Raw genomic sequence first — 20937 nt, 5'->3', positions numbered from 1 at the left:
GCGCCCGCCGGAACGGCGGGTCGACGGGGTTGGCATCGACGGTGGCTCGCGGCCGCCCGGCGGATGCGTCCGGTGGCCATCGTCCTGGACATCGGCCTGCCGGGCCTGGCCGGCATCTCCTTCTGCCGCGCCCTGCGCGACGCGGGCGACTGGACGCCGGTGCTGCTGGTCACCGCGCGAGGTTGAGGAGGCCGACCGGATCCTCGGCCGGCCTGGGCGAGGGCGCTCTCGGTCCGGAGGCGGGTGCGCCGAAGGCGTACCCGCTGGGGCTCAAGGCCACGTCCGTACGCGTCCGGGCGGACGGCCTCCACGTGGCCCTGACGGGCGGCCCGGCTCCCCTGGCGGGTGCCTGACACCGACGGGATCGGGGGGCGGCCCGCGCGTCCGCCCGCGTACCGGCGACGGCAGGGAATCCTGGGGCGACAGCCCTACGGACCCTGGAGCGCTGATGCGCGCATGAGCCACGACCCCGCCGACGCCCCCGGCCCCCCGCCGGCCGCCCTTCCCGGCATCGGGCCCACCGTCTCCCGCCGGGAGTTCGACGCGCTCTTCGACGAGGTCCGCACGTGGGGCCGGTGGGCGGCGGCCGACCGGGGCGCCTGGAACAGGGTGACGGCGGACCACGTACGGCGGGCCACCGCCCTGGTCCGGTCCGGGACGGTCGTCCCGATGGCCCGGCCCTGGGACACCCGGCCCGGTCCGGACAACGCGAAGCCCGCCCTGCACTACATGTCGGACCTCGGCGACGTGGAGGCCCCGGAGCCCTCCGTCTACAAGGACTTCCTGGCCGTGGACTACCACGGCAAGGGCGTCAGCCACCTCGACGCACTGTCACACGTCGCCTACCGGGGGCAACTGTACGACGGCCGTGCGGCGCGGGACTCCGTCGATGCCGCGGGCGCCCGCTTCGGCGCGGTGTCGGCGCTCGGCCCGCTGGTCACCAGGGGCGTACTGGTCGACCTGCCGGCCGTCCTCGGGATCGAATGGCTCGATCCCGGGCGGGCGGTGCACGCACGGGACCTCATCGCCGCCGAGCGGGCGCTCGGGGTGACGATCGGGGACGGCGACGCGGTGCTGCTGCGCTCCGGCGCCCTGCGCCGCCGGCGTGAGAAGGGCCCCTGGGACCCCGGCGGGGCGAGCGCGGGCTGGCACGTGGACGCCGTGCCGCTGCTGGCCGAGCGCGCCATCGCGCTGCTCGGGGCCGACGGGGACAGCGACGTGCGCCCGTCGCCCGTCGAGGGGCTGCACTCCCCCGTGCACGCGCTCGCCGTCACCGCGATGGGGGTGCCGCTGCTGGACAACCTCGATCTGGAACCGCTCTCCGCCGCCTGCGCCGAAACGGGCCGTTACGCCTTCATGCTCGTCGTGACGCCGCTGAACGTCCCGGGCGGGACGGGTTCGCCCGTCAATCCTGTCGCGATCCTGTGAGGACGGACCTGAGGAATATACTCAAATCTGTCTATTCAGGGCATTCTGGCGTGGACATCGAGGGCTGAGGGCCGAGGGCCGAGGGCTGAGGGCCGAGGGAAGTGGTGCAGATGGGGGTGGTGCAAGACCGCATCGGGCCCGTGCATCCCCGTGACCGATTCCTGCACGGCGATTCGGTCGAGGGCCGCGTGCGGGGGCCGATCCTGCACTCGTGGCAGCGCAGCCGGCTGCTGGGCATCTCGCCCGACCAGTCCGAGCTTCCGTTCACGCAGGACTTCGACCCGGACGGCCGGCTCATCCGCGCCGCCCGTCCCGTACTCGACCGACTGGAGTCGGTCTTCGCGGGCAGCCAGATGAACATCAGCCTCGCCGACGGGTACGGCACCGTCCTCGAACGCCGCTTCGGCGAGAAGTCCATGGTCAAGCGCCTCTCCCCGATCCAGACCGTCCCGGGCTTCGTCTTCGCCGAGCAGTTCGCCGGTACGAACGGCATCGGTCTCACCCTCGCGGAACGGCGGCTCTGCCAGGTCTTCGGCGCCGAGCACTTCGCCGAGCGGTCCCAGTCGAGCGCCTGTACGGCGATCCCCCTGCGTGACCAGCTCAGCGGGCACATCGAGGGCGTCCTGTGCCTCGGCTATCCCTACACGGACGCGGACCCGGCCCTGGTCCCCGTGGTGCGCAAGGCGGCCGAGGCCATCGAACGACGGCTGATGGAGCAGAGTTCGGCGCGTGAGCGCGGCCTGCTGCACGCCTATCTCGAGGCCGCGAGCCGGACCGGGGCCGATGACCACACCGGCAACGGGCACGCGCTCGCCATGTCCGAACTGCTCCAGAGCGAGCTGGAGCAGAGCGACCAGATGACGCTCAAGGAGAAGGCCACGGAGCTGATGTCCTCGGCCCAGTGGGCGGCCGCCGACGTGCCCCTCTCCCGCGACCGGTGGGTCACCCTCGTGAGCCGCCCCGTGACGAGCCCTTCCGGGGTGGAGGGCATCGTCATCGAGGCGCTCCTGCCCGACGAGGACGAGCGGCACGCCCCCGCCCCCACCGGCCCACCGCCCGGACCCCTGTCCCGCGCCGTGCCCCGTACGCCCACGAGGGCGGCCCGCGCGCCCGGCACATCCACCACACGCGGGGCGGCGGCCGCAGCCGCGGCCGCGGCCGGCTCCGAGGACGCCGCGGGCGGCATGGTCCGCGGGCTGGTGCTGGTGGGCGAGCCCGAGGTGGGCAAGTACGCCGTCGCCGCGCGGCGCCGCCTGGAGCTGCTGGCCGAGGCCAGCAACAGCATCGGCACCACCCTGGACGTGGGCCGCACCGCCTGGGAGCTCGCCGAGATGGCGGTCCCGGGGCTGGCCGACTTCGTCACCATCGACATGCCCGAGGCCGTCCTGCGCGGCGAGGAGTCCGCCCACCCCACCACCGAGATGCGGCGGACGGTGGTCCACGGAATCCGCGAGGACTGCCCCTTCTACCCGGTGGGCGAGCAGGTCACCCTGCGCCCGACCACGCCCCACATGCGCTCCCTGACCACCGGTCAGCCCGTGCTGGAACCCGATCTGAAGGCCGCCTTCGGCTGGATCGCCCAGGACCCCGAGCACGCCGAGCTGCTCCTCGCGCACAACATCCACTCCCTCATCACCGTCCCCCTGTTCGCCCGGGGCGTCCTCCTGGGCATCGCGGGCTTCTACCGTTCCCAGGACCCGGCCCCCTACGGGGACGACGACCGCTCCCTGGCCAAGGAGCTCGCCGCCCGCGCGGCCCTCTGCATCGACAACGCCCGCCGCTACACCCGTGAGCACACCCTCGCCCTGGCCCTGCAGCGCAGCCTGCTCCCGCGCGGCCTCCCCGACCAGGACGCCGTGGAGGTCGCCCACCGCTACCTGCCCGCCGAGTCCGGAGTGGGCGGCGACTGGTTCGACGTCATCCCCCTGTCCGGCACCCGCGTCGCCCTCCTCGTCGGCGACGTCGTCGGCCACGGGCTGCACGCCGCCGCCACGATGGGCCGGCTGCGCACCGCCGCCCGCAACTTCGCCGAACTGGAACTCGCCCCCGACGAACTCCTCACCCACCTCGACAACCTGATGGTGCGCCTCGACCGCGAGGAGGGCGGGGACAGCCCGGCCCTCGGCAGCGGCATCGTCGGCGCCACCTTCCTGTACGCCATCTACGACCCCACCTCACAGCGGTGCACCATGGCCCGGGCCGGCCACCCGCCACCCGCGCTGGTCCACCCGGACGGCACCGTGACGCTCCTCGAACTGCCGGCGGGACCCCCGCTCGGCCTCGGCGGGCTGCCCTTCGAGTCGGTCGAGATGCGGCTCCCCGAACACAGCCAGCTGGTCCTCTACACCGACGGGCTCATCGAAGACCGTCACCGCGACATCGACGTGGCCCTGGACGAGCTCATCCGCGCGCTGGCCCACCCGGACCGCGCCCCGGAGGAGACCTGCCGGGCGGTGCTCGACGCCGTGGCGCCCGAGCACCCCGGGGACGACATCGCCCTCCTCGTCGCCCGCACCAACGCCGTGCCACCCGACCGGATCGCCTCGTGGGACCTGGCCGCCGACCCGGCCCTGGTCGGCGAGGTCCGCGCCGCCGCCGTGAGCCAGCTGGGCCGGTGGGGCCTGGAGGAGTCCGCGTTCGCCACGGAACTGCTGCTCAGCGAGCTGGTCACCAACGCCGTCCGCTACGGCACCGGACCCATCCGGGTACGCCTCATCCTCGACCGCACCCTGATCTGCGAGGTGTACGACGCGAGCAGCACCGCCCCGCGCATGCGCCACGCCGCCAGCACCGACGAGGGCGGCCGCGGCCTCTTCCTCGTCGCCCAGCTCTCCCAGGCCTGGGGGACCCGCTACACCACCGAGGGCAAGGTCATCTGGGCCGAGTGCGCCCTGACCGCGGCGTGACGGCGTCGTCCACGACGGGCACATCCGGCGAGTTCAATACCGGACATACGCGGCAAGATCGGCATAGAATCCTCCATGCAGTCGGGAAGAACTCGGAGGCCGACCCCCGGAGAAGTCTGTGCATGACGCTCCCGACACCTCGATGAGCCCGCCCCCTCCCTTCGGTGGCGAACCCCTCGTCCGCATCCGCGGTCTCGGCAAGCGGTTCGGCGGCACGGTCGCGCTGGCCGCGGTCGACCTCGACATCCACCGGGGCAGCGTCCTCGCCCTGCTCGGTCCCAACGGTGCCGGCAAGTCCACCCTCATCAAGGTGCTCGCCGGGGTGCACCGGGCCGACGAGGGCGAGGTGACCGTGGCCGGCCATCCGCTCGGCTCCCACGCCGCCGCCCGGACCATGTCCTTCATCCACCAGGACCTCGGTCTCGTCGAGTGGATGACGGTGGCCGAGAACATCGCCCTGGGCACCGGCTATCCCCGCCGGCGCGGGCTGATCTCCTGGCGGCGTACCCGGGAGCGCTGCGACGAGGCCCTGCGGATCGTCGCCGGGCACCTCGACGCCGATGCCCGCATCACCGACCTCGCCCCCGCCGAGCGCTCGCTGGTCGCCATCGCCCGCGCCCTGGCGACCGAGGCCGAGCTCATCGTGCTCGACGAGCCGACCGCCACCCTCCCCGCCGCGGACTGCGCCCGGCTGTTCGCGGTCCTGCACGCCCTGCGGAAGCGGGGGCACGGCATCCTCTACGTCAGCCACCGCCTCGACGAGGTGTACAAGGTCGCCGACACCTTCGCCGTCCTGCGCGACGGCCGCGTGGTCGAACGCGGTGCCCTCGCCGGCTTCGGCCCCGCCCGGCTGGTGCGCGCCATCGTGGGCCACGAACCGTCCCCCCACGCGCCGACCGGGCCCCGCGCCTCCACCGGCCCGCCCCTCCTGCGCCTCGACGGCGTGCGGACCGCGTACGCCGGACCGGTCAGCCTGGATCTGCGGGCCGGCGAGATCCTCGGCATGGTGGGCCTGACCGGCGCCGGCCACATGGACCTGGGCCGCGCCCTCGCCGGCGCCCGGCCGATCCTCGGCGGGCGGGCCCTGCTCGACGGCCGGCCGTACCGCCCGCGCCGGGTCTCCGCCGCCCTCGACCGCGGCGTCGGCTTCGTGGCGGGCAATCGCCAGGAGGAGGGCTGCGCGGCCGAACTGACCGTACGGGAGAACTTCCTGGCGAACCCCCGGGCGGCCGGTGTCCCGGCGCTGCGGTGGACCGGTCCCCGGCGCGAGCGCGCCGAGGTGACCGCCCTCATCGACCGCTTCTCGGTGCACCCCCGCGACAGCGAGGTGCCGATCGCCACCCTGTCCGGCGGCAACCAGCAGAAGGTGATGGTCGGCCGGTGGCTCCGGGGGAACCTCCGCCTGCTCATCCTGGAAGAGCCGACCGCCAGTGTGGACGTGGGCGCCAAGGCCGTGATCCACCGGCTGCTCGACGACGCGCTGGCCTCCGGCCTGGCGGTCCTGCTCATCTCCACCGATTTCGAGGAGGTCGCGGACGTGTGCCACCGCGCGCTGGTGTTCGTCCGCGGAACCGTGAGCGCCGAACTCACCGGTACGGCGCTCACCGTCACCGAACTCACCCGGACCGCCTCGGCCATGCCCCCGATCACCGGGACCGCGACGAGCCGATGACCCGATCCCCCTCGCCCCGGTCCCCGCTGGGCCACCTTCGCGGACACCTCATCGGCGGCTACGGTCTCCTGGCCCTCGCCGTCCTGCTCTTCCTGGTCTTCTCCCTCACCCTGCCGAGCACCTTCCCCACCCGGGACAACATCTCCTCGATCCTCTCCAACCAGTCGATCCCCGCCCTCCTGGCGCTCGGCGCGACGGTCCCGATCGCCGCCGGCAGGTTCGACCTGTCGATCGGCTACGGTCTCGGCCTGGCGCACGTGCTGGTGATGCAGCTCATCGTCAACGAGGGCTGGCCCTGGCCCCTCGCCTGCCTCGTCGTGATCCTCGGCGGGGCCGTGTCGGGCGCGGTCAACGGCGTCATCGTCGAGTTCGGGCGGATCGACTCCTTCATCGCCACGCTCGGCACCGGCAGCATCATGTACGCCTTCACCGGCTGGATCACCGACGGCGGCCGGATCGTCCCCGGCCCGGACGGCCTGCCCGCCGCGTTCACCGGCCTCTACGACTCCCGGTTCCTCGGCCTGCCGGTACCGGCCTTCTACGTCCTCGCCCTCACGGCCGTCCTCTGGGTGGTCCTGGAGCGGCTGCCGCTCGGCCGGTACCTGTACGTCATCGGCTCCAACCCGCGCGCCGCCGGCATCGTCGGCATCCCCACCCACCGGTACTCCGTCTGCGCCTTCACCACATCGGGTCTGATCGTCGGCTGCGCCGGGGTCCTCCTCGCCGCCCAGCAGCAGACCGGCAACCCGAGCGTCGGGCTGGAGTACCTGCTGCCCGCCTTCGTCGGCGCCCTGCTCGGTGCCACCACGATCAAACCCGGCCGCGCCAACGTCCTCGGCACCGTCGTGGCCGTCGCCGTCCTCGCCATCGGCCTCGCGGGCATCGGCCAGCTCGGCGCCCAGTTCTGGGCCACGCCGCTGTTCAACGGCGCCACCCTGCTCATCGCCGTCGGCCTCGCCGGCTACTCGGCCCGGCGCCGGCTGCGCACCGGCACCCCGGCGGCCCGCCGGTCCCCCGCGGAGCCTCCGGCCGCACCACCGCAGGACAGCCACCCGTAGCAGACCTCGTACGCGCAACCGCGCCAGGAGCACCGTGTACCCGAACCGCAAGACCCCCCTCACGGCCGCAGCAGCCCTGCTGACGGCGGCCACGGTCCTCGTCGCCGGCTGCGGGAGCGGCCCGTCGACGGGCGCCGGGCCGTCGGAAGCCGGGTGCCCCGCCACCCTCGCGAGGGCCGAGGCGGCCGTCCGGCAGGCCGAGAACTCCGACGCCGCCTGGCACGGCCCGACCAGCGGGCCCCCGGCGGCGTCCGGCAAGACCCTCGTCTACGTCGCGCAGACCATGACCAACCCCGGTGTCGCGGGCGTCGCCAAGGGCGTCGAGGAGGCGGCGAAGGCCATCGGCTGGAAGCTCCGGGTGATCGACGGGGACGGCACCCCCGCCGGCATCCAGGCGGCGCTCAGCCAGGCCATCACGCTCAAGCCCTCGGGCATCGTCATCGGCGGCTTCGACCCCCAGCTGACCTCGCAGCAGATGGCGCGGGCCGAGGCGGCGCACCTCCCGGTCGTCGGCTGGCACGCGGTCGGATCGCCCGGCCCGAGCGAGCACCCCCGGCTCTTCACCAACGTCACCACGAAGGTGGAGGACGTGGCGAGGATCAGCGCGGACTGGATCATCGCCCGGTCCCGCGGCGACGCCGGAGTCGTCCTCTTCACCGACGACTCGATCCCCTTCGCAAAGAACAAGTCCGAGCTCATCAGGCAGGAGCTGGCGACCTGTTCCGGCGTCCGGCTCCTGACGACCGAGAACATCCCCATCCCGGACGCCGCCAGCCGCACCCCGCAGGCGGTCTCCTCGCTCGTCTCCCGCTTCCAGGACGACTGGACCCACTCCGTCGCCATCAACGACCTCTACTTCGCGGACGCGGCCCCGGCGCTGCGCGCGGCCGGCAAGCCGGGGGCCGGACCGCCCTTCAACATCGGCGCGGGCGACGGCGACCCGTCCGCCTTCCAGCGGATCAACAGCAGGCAGTTCCAGGCCGCCACCGTCCCCGAGCCGCTGTCCCAGCAGGGCTGGCAGATCGTCGACGAGTTCAACCGCGCCTTCGCCGGCCGGCCCGCCAGCGGCTACGTGGCCCCCGTCCACGTCGCGACGGCCGACAACAGTGACGGCGCCACGTCCTGGGATCCGTCCGGCTACCGCGAGGAGTACCTCAGGATCTGGGGCAGGTGACGCACGCCCCGGCCGCCGCCGGGGGCCGCGGGCGCCGCCTACTGGTACGGGTCGAAGGGGATGCCCGCCGGCTTGGCCTCGGCGAGGTGGGAGGCGAAGGAGCCGTCCTTCAGGCCGAAGTGCGCGCTGCCGAAATCGGCCTGGCTGAGCTTGTCGCGCAGGGTCGCGGGGTAGCCCGACCAGCCGACGAGCGTGGGGAACTGCCAGGTGCCGCGGTGGTTCTCGGGCGGCTCGTCATTGGTGTTCGCCGCGCGGAAGCAGTGCGTGCCGATGCCGTCCTTGTGGTAGACGATCTTGGGGTGGGTGCCGTCCCAGCGGATCTGGTCGCGCGCGTGGATGTTGAAGTCACCGTGGGCGGAGGTCGCGACGTACTTGGCCTCGTTGTTCTGGATCCACACCACGACGTGTTCCCAGTCGTGGCGGTGGCCGCCGAGGGAGACGCCGGCGAGGGCCTGGTCCTTCTCGAAGTAGAGGGCGTAGACCACGGCGCACCAGCCGTTGTTGCACTTCCAGCGGGAGTACCCGTTGGTGTTCTGGAGGTCCGAGGCGTCCCGGCAGCTGCCGTTGAGGGCGCCGGTGGGTTTGAGTCCGCCGTTCAGTTCTCCGCCCGGGCCGATGGCGGGTGTCGGGTAACAGCCGTCGCTGTCGTAGTCGTAGGCGGGCTGGAAGGTCCGCTCGATCGCCTCGGCCTGGCCGGGCAGGGCCGGGGGCGGGGCGGCGAAGGCCACCTGGGGAATGCCGACGACGAGCGCGAGGGCTGCCCCGACGACCACGGTTGATCTCCGGATGTGACGGTTCGTCCGCAAAACGGGCTCCTGACCGGTCGGCTCGACGAGGGCGGGCGAAGCGCGGCCGCCTTCGGCCGACACGCCCGGAGCATCATTCGCGAACCGCGGGCGGCACGGCAAGGGTCCGGGCAGGCTCTCTTTCCGGCCCCCCGCTCACCCGAACTACCGCTCAGGCAAAGGGATGTGACCGAATGTCAGGACATGGGAACACGACGGTCCGCCGACTCGCGGCCGCCCGCCCGACGCGAAACCCGTGTGAGATCCCGGGCGGCTCCCTGTTGGATGTCCGGTATGACAAATCCCTGGCGCGAGCGTTGGAGCCGGGAGCGCGGCACACCGCTCCGGTACGTCCTGGTGGAGGAGCGGGACCACGGGCCGGAGGGCTGGAGCGTCCCCTACTCCGGCGGGTACGACCTGCTGGCGAAGTGCGCGGACGTGGAAGGGCTGTTCGCCGAACCACCGGTCCCGGCCGTGCCCAGAGAAGAGCTGGTGCTCTTCGCGTGCGCACCGCTGGGCCCGCTCCGCGACGCCGTAGACGGCAAGGACGGCGGGCGGATCGGCGACATGCTGATCGATGTGCGACTCAAGGGCGAGAAGGTGCACGACTGGAACTACGAGCTGTGCGACGCCGGCCTCGTGGACCAGCAGCCCTGCCCGGAGGACGCCTCACTCGTCGACATCGTGCTGGAGGCCGGCGTCCAGCCGCCCCCCTGGTCCTTCGGTACGCCGTCGGAGGAACGCCAGAAGCAGTTCGGCTTCGAGCTGTTCGATTCCCAAGGGGACACCCCGTACGGCAGCTGCGGGGCGGTGCCGCGGCTCTTTCACTCCCGCAAGCCTCCGGAGCCGGTCACGCTCCGGCTCCTCGGCTGCGACCCCGACGCCCCGATCCTGTCGCGGGGGCGCGGCGCCACGAGCCCGGACATCCTGGCGGTCGACCGTACGGGCCGCGTCATGACCGGCCGGACCGCCGAGCTGTCGGTCGTCGGGGCGCGGCCTTCCGCCCTCGGCGGCGGCCTGCTCGACGTCACCGTCTCCGGAGAGGTCGAGGAACAGCCCCGTCCCGAGCTCGAAGCCGTGTGGGAGGCGTGGCTGGACGGGCGCCCCACCGAGCCCAACCAGTGGGCGCGGTTCCCGGAAGAGCTGCGGAGGGAATGGCTCTGGCTCACGGAGAAGTTCCACGGCCCGGACCGGACCGGCGGCGAGTATCACCTCGACGGCCGGTACGTGACCGGCCACTACGGCCTGCACTGCGCGCTGGGAGAGGCGCTGGGCGGCCCCGGCGCCTACTACGGACGGTGCTGGAACTCGCTGTTCGACTGCCTGTCCGGCGGTTTCGGCGCCGTCCCACCCTTCACGCTGGTCTGGCACGACTTCGAGGTGGCCCGGCGCGCCCTTGCCGGCGAAGGGATGACCGCCGACTCGTACGCCGACGAGGTCGTCGGCCGCCTCAGGGGCTTCGGGGCCACCGTCGAACTCAGGTAGGGGCGGGTCAGCGCCCCACGGTGTTCATCAGGACGATGGCGACGAGGTTCAGGAAGATGACGGCGACGACGCCGCCGATCATGATCCAGGCTCTGCGTGATTCGTCCATGCGTACGAGTCACCTCCCGGCTCGCTCGGCCGGACCTCGCGGGAGGGTTCCGCCGGCCCTCCCGCCATGATGACCCCGTTCCGCGCGCGGCACAGATCGGGCACCCCGACCCGGTCGCGAGAGGGTCGCGACCGGTCAGGCGACCCAGGTTCCGGTCATGCCGACGACCGCCGAGCCGTCCTGGTCGGCGAGCTTGTTGCCGGTGAAGTCGCGGGCCCACTGCGAGGTCTGGATGCGGAACGCGGGCCGGTCCACGGTCAGCGCCTCCATCACGGACTCGGCCGCGCCGTCCGGGGTCTGCGCGCCGTCCAGGAACTGGCCGACCGTGCGCTCGACGTAGTGGCGCAGCGCGTCGGCGTACGGGCCGGCCACGGCGATCCGGCCCTCGATGTCGAGGCCGATGTTGTTGACGAACTCGGTGGCCACGGCGCCGGGCTCGATGACGGACACGCTCACGCCGACGGCGCCCGCGACGGGGGCCAGGCTCTCCATGTACCCCTCCACGGCGAACTTGGCGGCGCAGTAGGCCTCGTTGAAGGGCTGGCCGATGACGCCGCCGACGCTGGTGACCGTGATCAGACGGCCGCCGGTGGCCCGCAGGTGCGGCAGCACGGCCTTGGAGACGTTCAGCACGCCGAAGAAGTTGACCTCCATGACCTCGCGTACGTCGGCGACGGATTCGAGTTCGAGGGTGCCGACGTGCCCGGCGCCGGCGTTGTTCACGACCGCGTCCAGGCGGCCGTAGTCGGCGATCACGCCGTTCACGGCGGCGGTGACGGAGGCCTCGTCGACGACGTCGAGCCGCCGGATGTCGAGCTCGACACCCGCCTCGGCGGCCGCCTTGCGCAGGGCGTCGGCCTTGCCGGTGTCACGCAGCGTGGCGACCGTGCGCCAGCCGGCCCGGGCGGCGGCGATGGCGGCCGCCAGGCCGATGCCGGAGGACGTGCCGGTGATCAGGACGATGCGGAGGGAGGCGTCGGGGGTGGTGGGGAGGGTCGACATGGCGTCACCTTTCACGGAACGCGATTTATGTGCGTGCACACACACCATAAAGTTATGTGCGTGCGCACGCAACCCTTAGACTGCCGACATGCCGAAGAAGCTCACCGAAGCCGAGATGCCGGCGGCCGACTACGCCTTCTACGGGCTGGTCTGGGCCGGCACCACCATGACCGACCGCGTCGACCGCGCCCTCGTGAAGGCCCACGACCTCCCCGTGTCCTGGTTCGAGGTCATGCTGTGGCTGGCGTCCAGCCCCGAGCCCGTGCCCGCGTCCGTCCTCGGCAACAGCACACTGCTCAGCCGCAGCCAGGTCTCCCGGGTGGTGGACGCCCTGCAGACCCGCGGCCTGGTGACCCGCACACCCTCGGCACGTGACGCCCGCTCGGTGGAAGTCTCCCTCACGGAGGCCGGACGCACGGTGTTCGCCGCGGCCGACGTCACCCGGCGGGAAGCCCTGGCCCCGGTCTTCACCGAGCTCCTCGACGAGCGGGATCTGGAGGCCCTGGGGACCGTGTGGCGCAAGCTCAAGGCAGAGAAGGGCCGCCTTCAGGACTGAGCGTGGCGGCGGCCGCGAAGAGGCGGGCGCAGCGCCGGGTCATGACCTCCGGGGACTGCTCCGGATGCTTGACCCACCAGCGGACGAGGGTGGCGACCAGGTCCCGCCAGACGTACTTGAGCGCGTCGGCGTCCAGCGGGTCGGTGGATCCGGCCGCGCGCAGCAGGTCGGCGGTGCCGTCGGCGGCGAGCCCGTCGATGGCCGTCCAGTACTCCGAAGCCCGGCGGGCGGCCTCGCCGCCGGGCGGCAGCGTGGTGTCGTACAGCACGAACCACGCCTCCCGCTGCCCCTCCAGGGCGGCGAAGATCCCGTGCAGCACGCGCAGCGGCGTGTGCGGCGCGGTCCCGTCCGGGCCCATCGCCGTACGGATCGCGTCCAGCAGCCGGTCCCCGACGGGGATCAGGCAGGCGACGTACAGGTCCTCCTTGGTCCCGAGGTACTGGTGCAGCAGCGTCTTGGTGACGCCCACGCGCGCGGCGATCGCGGGGAGCGACGCGGCCGCGTAGCCGTGCGCGCCGAACTCCTCCGTGGCGGCCTCCAGCAGCTGCCGGCGGCGGTGCTCCCGCGGGACTCCTTTGGTGCCGGCCTTCGAGGACGGGGCGGGTGGGGTTGCCATCAGCGGATATTATCAGTAGGTAATTTACCGCTTGGTAAATTACCTCGACCCTGGAGTGCCCCATGACCGGCACCACCGCGCGACCGACGTCCCGTGCCCGCTCCTGGTGGGGCTGGGGATGGGCCGACGCCCATCCCGACGACGCCGAATGCGCCGCGATGGGCGCCCTCCTGCCCGGCACCCTCGCCCGCCCGCTCCCCGTGCCCCGGGTGCGGGACCTGGGCATCGGGAGCTCCGCCGTGCGGCCCCCGCGGAACCTCGCCCGGCTGGTCACCGCCGATCCCGCGGACCGCGCCGCCCACGCCATGGGCAAGGCGTACCGCGACGTGATGCGCGCCCTGCGCGGGCGGCCCGGCCGCATCCCGGACCTCGTCGCCCGCCCGCTGGACGACCAGGACGTGGCCGACCTGCTGGACTGGGCCGGCGAGCGGCGGGTCGCCGTCGTCCCGTACGGCGGGGGCTCCTCGGTCACCGGGGGCGTGGAGTACCGCGGCGACGAGCACCGGGCGGTGCTGTCCCTCGACCTGACCGCCATGGGCCGCGTCCTGGAGGTCGACGCCGAGGGCCGGTCCGCCCGCATCCAGGCGGGCACCCTCGGGCCGAGCCTGGAGGACCAGCTGCGGCCGCACGGCCTCACCCTGCGGCACTTCCCGCAGAGCTTCGAGTTCTCCACGCTCGGGGGCTGGCTCGCCACCCGGGCCGGCGGCCACTACGCCACCGGCCGTACCCACATCGACGACTTCGTGCAGTCGATGCGCGTGGTCAGCCCGGCCGGCACCGGCGAATCCTGGCGGCTGCCCGCCTCGGGGGCCGGCCCCTCCCCCGACCGCCTGTTCCTGGGCTCCGAGGGGGCCCTCGGCATCATCACCGAGGCATGGGTCCGGGTGCAGGAACGCCCCCGCCACAAGGCCTCCGCCGCGGTCTCCTTCGCCGGCTTCCACGACGCGCTCCGGGCGGTGCGCGCCCTCGCGCAGTCCGACCTCTCCCCCGCCAACTGCCGTCTGCTGGACGCCGGCGAGGCCGCCCTGTCGGGCGCGGCGCAGGACGGCTGCGCGGTACTGGTGCTCGGCTTCGAGTCGGCGGACGAACCGGTGACGGCCCGGCTCGGCCGGGCCGTCGCCCTGGCCCGCTCGCACGGCGGCCGGCACGAGGCGGCGAACGGGGGCGGTGACACGGCCGCCGGCGCGTCCGGTGACGCGGCCGTGGGCGCCTGGCGTTCGGCCTTCCTGCGGATGCCCTACCTGCGCGACGGGCTGGCCCGGATGGGCGCCGTCGCGGAGACCTTCGAGACGGCCGCCACCTGGGACCGGATCCCCGGCCTGATCGACGCGGTGCGCACCGAGGTCGGCGCGGCGGCACTCAAGGCCACCGGGCACCCCGCGACCGTCAACTGCCGCCTGACGCACGTGTATCCGGACGGCGCGGCCCCGTACTTCACCGTCCTCGCCGCCGGCCGGCCCGGTGACGAGGTCGCCCTGTGGGACGACCTCAAGGCCGTCGCGGGCGAGGTCCTGCACCGCCACCGGGCCACCATCACCCACCACCACGCCGTGGGCCGGGACCACCGCCCGGACTACGACCGCCAGCGCCCGGAGCCCTTCGCCCTCGCGCTGCGGGCCGCGAAGGGGGCGCTGGACCCGCACGGCATCCTCAACCCCGGCGTCCTCGTGGACTGACCGGTCCCGCCGAGGGCGGGAGGGGCCGGGTCCGCCGGGGGGCGGACCCGGCCCTCGGGCCGGCGTGCGCGGTCAGACGCGGTCGGCGGCGATCAGCACGTACTGGAAGGAACCGTCCTTGTAGGACTCGATGAACGCCTCCTCGATGCCCGTGACCAGCGAGGACGTCGCCCGCAGCTCCCAGTAGGGCAGCGTCTCGGGCGTCAGGTCGATGACGGCCTGCGGTACGAGACGGTTGTCGGCCATCGCGCGCAGGTACTCGCGGCGGGAGTGGATGTTGCACTCGAAGTGCGCGTTGATCTGCGAGACCCACTTCGAGGGCTGGCCGTACCGCGGGTTCCAGCAGCCGGTGATGGTCACGTAGCGGCCACCGACCGCGAGGACGCGGGAGTGCTCGGCGAACAGGTCGTGCAGGTCGACGTACATGCTCGACTCGTTGTTCCACGAGGCCGCGGCCTGCCCGGTCTCGAAGGGCATGCTGAGCATGTTGCAGACGCGGGCGCGGACGTGGTCCTCGATGCCGAGTTCACGGGCACGCTGGTTGGCGAAGTCGGCCTGCTTGGCCGACAGGGTGACGCCCTCGACCTTGCATCCGAAGCGCTGGTGGGCCATGACCATGGAGCCGCCGCGCCCACAGCCGGCGTCGACGAGGGTGTCCTCCCGCCGGATGGGGCCGAGGTGGTTCAGGAGGACCTCGGCCTGCGCGGACTCCAGGCGGTGGAGCTCGGCGACGAGCTTCTTCTCGTACGCGCTGTCGCCGGCGTCACCGAGGGCGGCGTGGTCGACGTCGCCGATGCCGTAGTGGTGGTGGTAAAGGCCGTCGACGTCGCCGAGCCGCAGGTTGACGGGCCTGGCCTCGTTGTTCCAGTAACGGGCGATGTCGCCCTGGTAGGGCGTCGCCGGGGACGGGATGATCACGGAGGGGTCCGCGGATGTGGCGGCGGTGGTGGTGAGATCGGTGCTAGTCACGGATAAGTCCATCCTTACCAGAAGTCGGGCAGGCTGTATCGATAGGTGTTCGTCTGGTGCCAATAGTGGTTGCCGTCGACCCATACGGCCACGCCCCGCAGGAAGCGCGACACGCTCGGGACGGGACAGGCGGCCGCCAGGGCGGCGGCTTCGGCTTCGAACTCGTGCATGAGGTCGTTGTGGACCTCGACCGCCTTCAGGTAGGCCTCCCGCTCGGACACGTCCTCGCGTTCGGCGATCACCACGGGCAGGTTCAGGTGCCGGCCGGGGCTGGCGAGTTCCTTGGTGTAGGAATACAGGTCGTTGACGATGGTGGTGGCGTTGCCCGCGAGCGCGATGACCCGCTGCATGGTGGCCTGCGCGTGGAGGTCCGCGGGCAGTTCGTAGCCGCCGACGGAGTCGGTGATGGTGGGGCAGGGGCGGAAGTTGTTGAACTGGCGCATCGCCAGGTACTCCCACACCTCGGGGACGTGGTCCGTCTGGGCCCAGGCCGCCTCGGCGAGGTACCCCATGTGCAGACGGGCCATGTCGTGCCGGAACCGGTCGGCCTGGGAGGGGGTGGCCAGCTGGACGAAGTACTCCATGGCGGAGCGGTAGGCGCGCCGCGGCGCGTCCGAGTGGAGGGACTGCGCCCACTCCGGCTGGTACTCCTTCGTCGTGTGGAGGGGGTCGAGAGCCGTGTGCGCCAGCAGGAGGCGCCCGCCGAGGCCGATGGGCGAGCCGCCGTGGTCCTCGCAATAGCAGTCGTCGACCGCGTTCTCGGCGACCATCAGCCGGGTGGCGAGCATCAGGTGCTCGATGCTGGGAGCGTCCGGATGACAGGCGACCATGTAACGCCCGACGGAGAAGCCGTCGAACTCGCCCTCCCAGTCGTCGGGGTACAGGTCGACCTCGTCCACCGCCCAGTCCTTGATCCTGCGGCTGACCTCCTCCACCCGCGCGGGATCGGGCTCCGGGATGGGGTGGTGGTAGAGGCCGGGGATCGGATGGCCCGGGACCGGCTCCTCGGGCGCCGAGGGCGCTGGGGGCGCCGCGGACGCGAGCGGCTCCTCGGCCCGGGTGGCCAGGTGCAGGCTCGCCGTGCCCAGCCCGCTGGGTCCGCGCAGGATCCGTTCCAGGGCCGCGCTCGCCTGCCGCGCGGCGCCGGTCCCGCCGTCGGATGCGGGTCCTGCCGGGGGCACTTGTACGGGCGCTTCCACGGGCGCCTGTACGGGCACCTCCGCGGGCACGGTGGACAGGGCGCCGGCGGCCTCGACACCGGAGGCCAGGGCATTGGCGAAGACGTGGGCCCCGAAACGGGCCGCGGCGGCAGGCAGGCTCGACTGCAGAGGGGAAGGCCCGGGCTCGGGCATCCGTGGCTCCTTGATGGGGTGGGTGGGCTGTCCCGGACCGCCCCGGGCACACTCGGCCGGCCCGGGCCGGGTGGACCGGGGCCGGCCGTCGGGGCCGTCGGGGGGTGGTCGCGCTAGTCGCGCCTGCGGGCGATCTGCACGTTCTCCAGCACGCCGAGCGCGTCGGGCACCAGGATCGCGGCGGAGTAGTAGGCGGTGACCAGGTAGGAAATGATCGACTTCTCGTCGATGCCCATGAAGCGCACCGACAGGCCGGGCTCGTACTCCTCCGGCAGGCCGGTCTGGCGCAGGCCGATGACGCCCTGGTTGTCCTCGCCGGTTCGCATGACCAGCACGGAGCTGGTGTTCTCCTTGCTGATCGGGATCTTGTTGCAGGGCAGGATCGGGACCCCGCGCCAGGCCGGGACCTGCTGCCCGCCCACGTCGACGTGGTCCGGGTAGAGCCCGCGGGAGTTGAACTCGCGCCCGATGGCCGCGATGGTCCGGGGGTGGGCGAGGAAGAACTTGGAGCCGCGGCGGCGGCAGAGCAGTTCGTCGAGGTCGTCCGGGGTGGGCGGGCCGGAGTGGGTCTGGATCCGCTGCTTGAAGGCGGCGTTGTGGAGCAGGCCGAACTCCCGGTTGTTGATCAGCTCGTGCTCCTGGCGCTCGCGCAGCGCCTCGATGGTGAGCCTGAGCTGCTCCTCGGTCTGGTTGTGCGGCCCGTTGTAGAGGTCGGCGACCCGGGTGTGGATCCGCAGTACGGTCTGCGCGATGGAGAGCTCGTACTCGCGGGGCTTGAGCTCGTAGTCGACGAAGGCCCCGGGCAGTTCGGCCTCGCCCGTGTGGCCGGCCGACATCGCGATCTCGGCCTCGCCGTGCTTGTTCTGCCGCTGGTGCGGGAGCGAGCTGAAGCGCTGGACGTGGGACTGGAGGCTCGGCGCCGAGGACAGCACGGCGGCGAACTCGGCGCGGGACAGGGTGAGCAGGGTGCCGGGGGTCTCGGCGGTGGCCGTGTAGTCCCACGTGGCGTCGGCGTCCAGCAGGGCGTTCTCGCCGAACTGCTCGCCGTCGGCGAGTACGGCGACGGCGACCGCGTCACCGTACTTGCCGACGGAGGTCTGGCTGATCCGGCCGTGGGCGATCAGGTGGATCTGGTCGGCGGGGGTGCCGCACTCGACGAGCACCTCGCCGGCCCGGAAGTCGCGCTGGACGCACCGGCCGGCGATCGCGGCCAGCACCTCCTCGTCCTCGAAGCCGCGCAGCAGGGCCAGTTCGCCCAGCTCGCGGGGGATCACCCGGACGTCGCCGCCGTCCTGGATGAACTCGATCCGCCCGTCGCCGACGGTGTAGCTGAGCCGGCGGTTCACCCGGTAGGTGCCGCCCTTGGTCTCCACCCAGGGGAGCATCCGCAGCAGCCACCGGGAGGTGATCTCCTGCATCTGCGGGGCGGACTTGGTCGTGCTGGCAAGGTTGCGGGCGGCGGCCGTACTCAGGCTGGACTGCTGGGGGGCTTCCAGCTGGGCTTCCGGGCTCGTGTCAACAGTCATCGGTCGAGCTCTCCTTCGTAAGGGCGGCGATCGGCATCAGTGCACGTCACCGGTGAAAGAGGAAAAGAAGGGGGAATATTCGAGAATCCGTCAAGATCCCGGGGAACACTAACCGCGGGTACGACCGGCGGGCCCTGACACGCCGTCCTCATTACCTCGATGCAGTGATCTTGACCCACACCACGTTTGCCCGGCCGACCGACGAGATCCAGCCTGGTCCAGACCGCCACGGTTCGTCGTCGCCAGCGGCCTCGGAGCCACAGGACGAAGGCCCGCCGCGCCCGTGGAGGCGCGCCGGGCCTTCGCTCCGGCCACTTCCCGGCCTCGCGGCCGTCGACGTAGGTGGCGACCACCTCGATGTCGCCGATGCGCGAGACGTCCACGCGTGGGTCGGTGTCGACCTCGATGCGGATGCCGTAGGTGTCGGTCAGCCGCTGCTGCGTGAGGAGGTCCGCGGGGTCGCCGTCGGCGATGACGCGTCCCGCGTCCAGCGAGTTCCGTGACGCCGGTCAGGGCGAGCGCGCGGTCCACCGCGGCCCGGCCGCCGGGGTCGTCACGGCCCCAGCGGTCCCGGTAGGGGGAGCGGCCGAAGCCGACGAGGTCGCGTACGGTCAGTCCGCTCGGCGTGGGGCGTCCCTGGGCGAGCAGGGCGACCCGGCGCGGGAACTCGCGGGGCCCCAGAGCCGGTCCGTCGGTGCCGCCGTCGAGGACGAGGGTGCCCGTCCTGGGCCGCTGGAGCCGCGCGATCGTGCGCAGCAGCGTGGAGGTGCCACTGCCGTTCGGCCCGACCAGGACCGTCACCCCAGTTCATGGCCGCGGGGAAATGACAAAGGGGCTCCGGGATCCCTCCGCAAGAGCGGAACCCGCCAGTCTCGCGGCCCGGCGCCCGGCCCGGCTCAGCCCTCGCGCACCTCGTTCACGCTGTCGTACGGGGTGCGGGGCGCGGGAAGGGTGAGGCGGGTGACGGGGTCCGCGGCCGGGAGGGCGATGGGCCGGGCACCGTCGTGGTCGCGCGTGACGTCCGCGAGCGGGCGGGTGTGTTCGGCCGCGCGGGCCATCCACTGCCAGATGCGGAACGGGGTGCCGGGCGTCGCCGGCGCCTGCTCGGTGCCGCTGATCCACGTCGTGAGGGTGAACCGGTGATCGGCGAAGTGCCCGCTGGGGCAGGTGGACGGGACCACCTCGTGGAAGGCACTGGCGGGGAAGAACACGATGGTGTCGTGCTCGGGTTCGATGGTGCGGTAGGTCTCCGCCGACTGCGGCCCGCCCTGGTGGAACTGGGTGTCGTACAGCCGCAGTTGCCCGCCCTCGAAGCCGCGGGGCCTGCGGTGGAGGTAGTACACGGCCGACACCGCCGTACTGACGTCACGGACCCGCGATGCGTCGGTGTGGATGCCGTAGTGGCCCCCTTCGCCGTGCGCCGTCAGGACCGTCAGGGTCTGCGTCAGCGCGGCGTGGTGACCGAGGACCTCCTGGACGAGCGGCAGGCAGTCGGCGAGGTGCCGGCTGAAGACGGAGCTGGTCACGGGGAGGACGAGGGAGCTGCGGCCTTTGTGGGAGACCTGGCCCGACAGGGGGTCCAGGACCGTTCCCGCGTTGAAGTCGGGCTGCCGGGAGATCGCGTACGCCAGCAGTCCGGCGGCGCGTTCCGCACCCAGGAAGTTCTCGAAGCGGCAGACCGGGGCCGGTATGACGGGGGTCGTGGACCAACGGTCGGAGGGAGGCAAGTCCCGGGTGCTGATTTCCGTCGGCGTGGCCGGTTCCTTCGCGTATCCACTCATGGCCCGGAACCGTAAGCGGAGTGTCCCGTGCCGTCGAAGGAGCACATGGGGGCGCACAGGAGTACACCGCCCCCGCTCCCATGTCCTGGTCCGCGCGGCCCGCCCGAGTGGAGGGCGGCGCGCGCAGCCGGGATGATGGGAAGGGGCGAGGTGAGCCGATGAGGTGAGCACGATGACCCTGCAGACCTCCTACCCGCCGGTAGCGGTGTCGGCCACGCTGGACGCGCCGCTGTCGCGCTGGCTGTGGCTGGTCAAGGTGATCCTGGCCATTCCGCACTACATCGTGCTGGCCTTCCTGTGGATCGCCTTCCTCGTCGTCTGCGTGATCGCGTTCTTCGCCATCCTCTTCACCGAGCGGTACCCGCGGGCCCTCTTCGACTTCAACCTCGGGGTGCTCCGCTGGTCCTGGCGGGTCTCCTACTACTCCTACGGAGCCCTGGGCACCGACCGCTACCCGCCGTTCAGCCTCGGACCCGAACCGGACTACCCGGCCCGGCTGGACATCGCCTACCCCGAGCGCCTCTCCCGCGGCCTGGTCCTGGTCAAGTGGTGGCTGCTCGCCATCCCGCACTATCTCGTGATCGCCCTCTTCACCGGTGCGCACGGCGGCTGGTGGGGCTGGGGCCTGATCGATCTGCTGACGCTCATCGCGGTCGTCACGCTGGCCTTCACCGACAAGTACCCGCGGGACCTGTTCGACCTCGTGATCGGGCTCAACCGGTGGGTGCTGCGCGTGACGGCGTACGCGACGCTCATGACGGACGCGTACCCGCCGTTCCGCCTCGACATGGGCGGTGAGGAGCACGTGACCGCCGCATGAGCCCGCGTCATGCGGGTGGTTG

The 20937-nt window shown here is 72.5% G+C and carries 17 protein-coding genes and 2 pseudogenes; 11 read left to right on the top strand and 8 right to left on the bottom strand.

Annotation, left to right across the window (positions count from 1 at the left end; genetic code table 11):
* The first annotated feature begins 72 nt into the window (after positions 1-72).
* The 7 genes from ACZ4VT_RS17220 to ACZ4VT_RS17190 all read left to right on the top strand — a co-directional run bounded on the left by ACZ4VT_RS17220 (position 73) and on the right by ACZ4VT_RS17190 (position 8238).
* Complete coding sequence (locus tag ACZ4VT_RS17220) at positions 73-186, top strand: response regulator (protein ID WP_467950439.1); 114 nt, start codon at positions 73-75, stop codon at positions 184-186.
* The gene (locus ACZ4VT_RS17215) at positions 183-353 is read left to right on the top strand and encodes a hypothetical protein (RefSeq protein ID WP_467950438.1); all 171 of its coding nucleotides are present in this window, start codon (positions 183-185) and stop codon (positions 351-353) included. The genes ACZ4VT_RS17220 and ACZ4VT_RS17215 overlap by 4 nt, the downstream gene beginning before the upstream one ends.
* Before the next feature lie 103 nt (positions 354-456).
* Positions 457-1428 (top strand): cyclase family protein, encoded by a 972-nt coding sequence (locus tag ACZ4VT_RS17210; protein ID WP_467950437.1) that lies wholly within the window; start codon positions 457-459, stop codon positions 1426-1428.
* A 110-nt stretch (positions 1429-1538) separates the two neighbouring features.
* A complete protein-coding gene (locus ACZ4VT_RS17205) occupies positions 1539-4334 on the top strand; it encodes a SpoIIE family protein phosphatase (protein ID WP_467950436.1) in 2796 nt (931 codons plus the stop codon).
* A gap of 118 nt (positions 4335-4452) precedes the next feature.
* Positions 4453-6006, top strand: coding sequence for a sugar ABC transporter ATP-binding protein (locus ACZ4VT_RS17200; RefSeq protein ID WP_467950434.1), 1554 nt, complete (start codon positions 4453-4455; stop codon positions 6004-6006).
* Positions 6003-7064, top strand: a complete 1062-nt coding sequence (locus ACZ4VT_RS17195; RefSeq protein ID WP_467950432.1) for an ABC transporter permease — start codon at positions 6003-6005, stop codon at positions 7062-7064. Before ACZ4VT_RS17200 ends, ACZ4VT_RS17195 begins: the two co-directional genes overlap by 4 nt.
* Positions 7065-7098: 34 nt before the next feature.
* Positions 7099-8238: a substrate-binding domain-containing protein gene (locus tag ACZ4VT_RS17190; protein ID WP_467950430.1), complete on the top strand. Its 1140-nt coding sequence runs from the start codon at positions 7099-7101 to the stop codon at positions 8236-8238.
* A 38-nt stretch (positions 8239-8276) separates the two neighbouring features.
* On the opposite strand, the gene ACZ4VT_RS17185 is transcribed toward ACZ4VT_RS17190, so the two are convergent.
* Positions 8277-9011 (bottom strand): NPP1 family protein, encoded by a 735-nt coding sequence (locus ACZ4VT_RS17185; protein ID WP_467950428.1) that lies wholly within the window; start codon positions 9009-9011, stop codon positions 8277-8279.
* 306 nt (positions 9012-9317) lie between these two features.
* Between ACZ4VT_RS17185 and ACZ4VT_RS17180 the strand changes: the two genes are divergently transcribed.
* Entirely contained in the window at positions 9318-10508 is a 1191-nt protein-coding gene (locus ACZ4VT_RS17180; RefSeq protein ID WP_467950426.1) for a barstar family protein, read from the top strand.
* Positions 10509-10752: 244 nt separating this feature from the next.
* Here ACZ4VT_RS17180 and ACZ4VT_RS17175 read toward each other — a convergent pair whose 3' ends face one another.
* A complete protein-coding gene (locus ACZ4VT_RS17175; RefSeq protein WP_467950424.1) occupies positions 10753-11619 on the bottom strand; it encodes an SDR family NAD(P)-dependent oxidoreductase in 867 nt (288 codons plus the stop codon).
* 88 nt (positions 11620-11707) lie between these two features.
* On the opposite strand from ACZ4VT_RS17175, the gene ACZ4VT_RS17170 reads away from it, so the two are divergent.
* Positions 11708-12175, top strand: a complete 468-nt coding sequence (locus ACZ4VT_RS17170) for a MarR family winged helix-turn-helix transcriptional regulator (protein WP_467950422.1) — start codon at positions 11708-11710, stop codon at positions 12173-12175.
* On the opposite strand, the gene ACZ4VT_RS17165 is transcribed toward ACZ4VT_RS17170, so the two are convergent.
* Positions 12144-12791, bottom strand: a complete 648-nt coding sequence (locus ACZ4VT_RS17165; protein ID WP_467950420.1) for a TetR/AcrR family transcriptional regulator — start codon at positions 12789-12791, stop codon at positions 12144-12146. The two genes, ACZ4VT_RS17170 and ACZ4VT_RS17165, sit on opposite strands and share 32 nt — an antisense overlap.
* 62 nt (positions 12792-12853) lie before the next feature.
* On the opposite strand from ACZ4VT_RS17165, the gene ACZ4VT_RS17160 reads away from it, so the two are divergent.
* A complete protein-coding gene (locus tag ACZ4VT_RS17160; RefSeq protein WP_467950418.1) occupies positions 12854-14467 on the top strand; it encodes an FAD-binding oxidoreductase in 1614 nt (537 codons plus the stop codon).
* A gap of 72 nt (positions 14468-14539) precedes the next feature.
* Here the strand turns inward: ACZ4VT_RS17160 and ACZ4VT_RS17155 are convergent, their stop codons facing one another.
* From ACZ4VT_RS17155 to ACZ4VT_RS17135, 5 genes and pseudogenes are all read right to left on the bottom strand, one after another.
* Entirely contained in the window at positions 14540-15448 is a 909-nt protein-coding gene (locus tag ACZ4VT_RS17155; RefSeq protein WP_467950416.1) for a geranyl diphosphate 2-C-methyltransferase, read from the bottom strand.
* 2 nt (positions 15449-15450) lie between these two features.
* A pseudogene (locus tag ACZ4VT_RS17150) lies at positions 15451-16557 on the bottom strand (family 2 encapsulin nanocompartment cargo protein terpene cyclase); the annotation flags it as partial.
* Between the two features lie 344 nt (positions 16558-16901).
* Entirely contained in the window at positions 16902-18314 is a 1413-nt protein-coding gene (locus tag ACZ4VT_RS17145) for a family 2B encapsulin nanocompartment shell protein (RefSeq protein WP_467950414.1), read from the bottom strand.
* Positions 18315-18700: 386 nt separating this feature from the next.
* Positions 18701-19115 (bottom strand): annotated as a pseudogene (locus ACZ4VT_RS17140) (ATP-binding cassette domain-containing protein); the annotation flags it as partial.
* Positions 19116-19210: 95 nt separating this feature from the next.
* Positions 19211-20095, bottom strand: a complete 885-nt coding sequence (locus tag ACZ4VT_RS17135; RefSeq protein WP_467950412.1) for a 2OG-Fe(II) oxygenase — start codon at positions 20093-20095, stop codon at positions 19211-19213.
* A gap of 172 nt (positions 20096-20267) precedes the next feature.
* Here ACZ4VT_RS17135 and ACZ4VT_RS17130 point away from each other — a divergent pair, with 172 nt between their 5' ends.
* Entirely contained in the window at positions 20268-20915 is a 648-nt protein-coding gene (locus ACZ4VT_RS17130) for a DUF4389 domain-containing protein (protein ID WP_467950410.1), read from the top strand.
* Positions 20916-20937: the final 22 nt, after the last annotated feature.

Source organism: Streptomyces sp. NPDC029164, assembly GCF_055563995.1.
The sequence above is the reverse complement of the archived record's forward strand: the minus strand, read 5'-3'. Positions and strand labels throughout refer to the sequence as shown.

Excerpts from the sequence above, each read along its gene's own strand:
- ACZ4VT_RS17195 (WP_467950432.1), top strand. The coding sequence starts at position 6,003 with ATGACCCGATCCCCCTCGCCCCGGTCCCCGCTGGGCCACCTTCGCGGA.
- ACZ4VT_RS17130 (WP_467950410.1), top strand. The coding sequence starts at position 20,268 with ATGACCCTGCAGACCTCCTACCCGCCGGTAGCGGTGTCGGCCACGCTG.
- ACZ4VT_RS17170 (WP_467950422.1), top strand. The coding sequence starts at position 11,708 with ATGCCGAAGAAGCTCACCGAAGCCGAGATGCCGGCGGCCGACTACGCC.
- ACZ4VT_RS17155 (WP_467950416.1), bottom strand. The coding sequence starts at position 15,448 with ATGGACTTATCCGTGACTAGCACCGATCTCACCACCACCGCCGCCACA.
- ACZ4VT_RS17210 (WP_467950437.1), top strand. The coding sequence starts at position 457 with ATGAGCCACGACCCCGCCGACGCCCCCGGCCCCCCGCCGGCCGCCCTT.
- ACZ4VT_RS17145 (WP_467950414.1), bottom strand. The coding sequence starts at position 18,314 with ATGACTGTTGACACGAGCCCGGAAGCCCAGCTGGAAGCCCCCCAGCAG.
- ACZ4VT_RS17165 (WP_467950420.1), bottom strand. The coding sequence starts at position 12,791 with ATGGCAACCCCACCCGCCCCGTCCTCGAAGGCCGGCACCAAAGGAGTC.
- ACZ4VT_RS17160 (WP_467950418.1), top strand. The coding sequence starts at position 12,854 with ATGACCGGCACCACCGCGCGACCGACGTCCCGTGCCCGCTCCTGGTGG.
- ACZ4VT_RS17180 (WP_467950426.1), top strand. The coding sequence starts at position 9,318 with ATGACAAATCCCTGGCGCGAGCGTTGGAGCCGGGAGCGCGGCACACCG.
- ACZ4VT_RS17175 (WP_467950424.1), bottom strand. The coding sequence starts at position 11,619 with ATGTCGACCCTCCCCACCACCCCCGACGCCTCCCTCCGCATCGTCCTG.
- ACZ4VT_RS17135 (WP_467950412.1), bottom strand. The coding sequence starts at position 20,095 with ATGAGTGGATACGCGAAGGAACCGGCCACGCCGACGGAAATCAGCACC.
- ACZ4VT_RS17205 (WP_467950436.1), top strand. The coding sequence starts at position 1,539 with ATGGGGGTGGTGCAAGACCGCATCGGGCCCGTGCATCCCCGTGACCGA.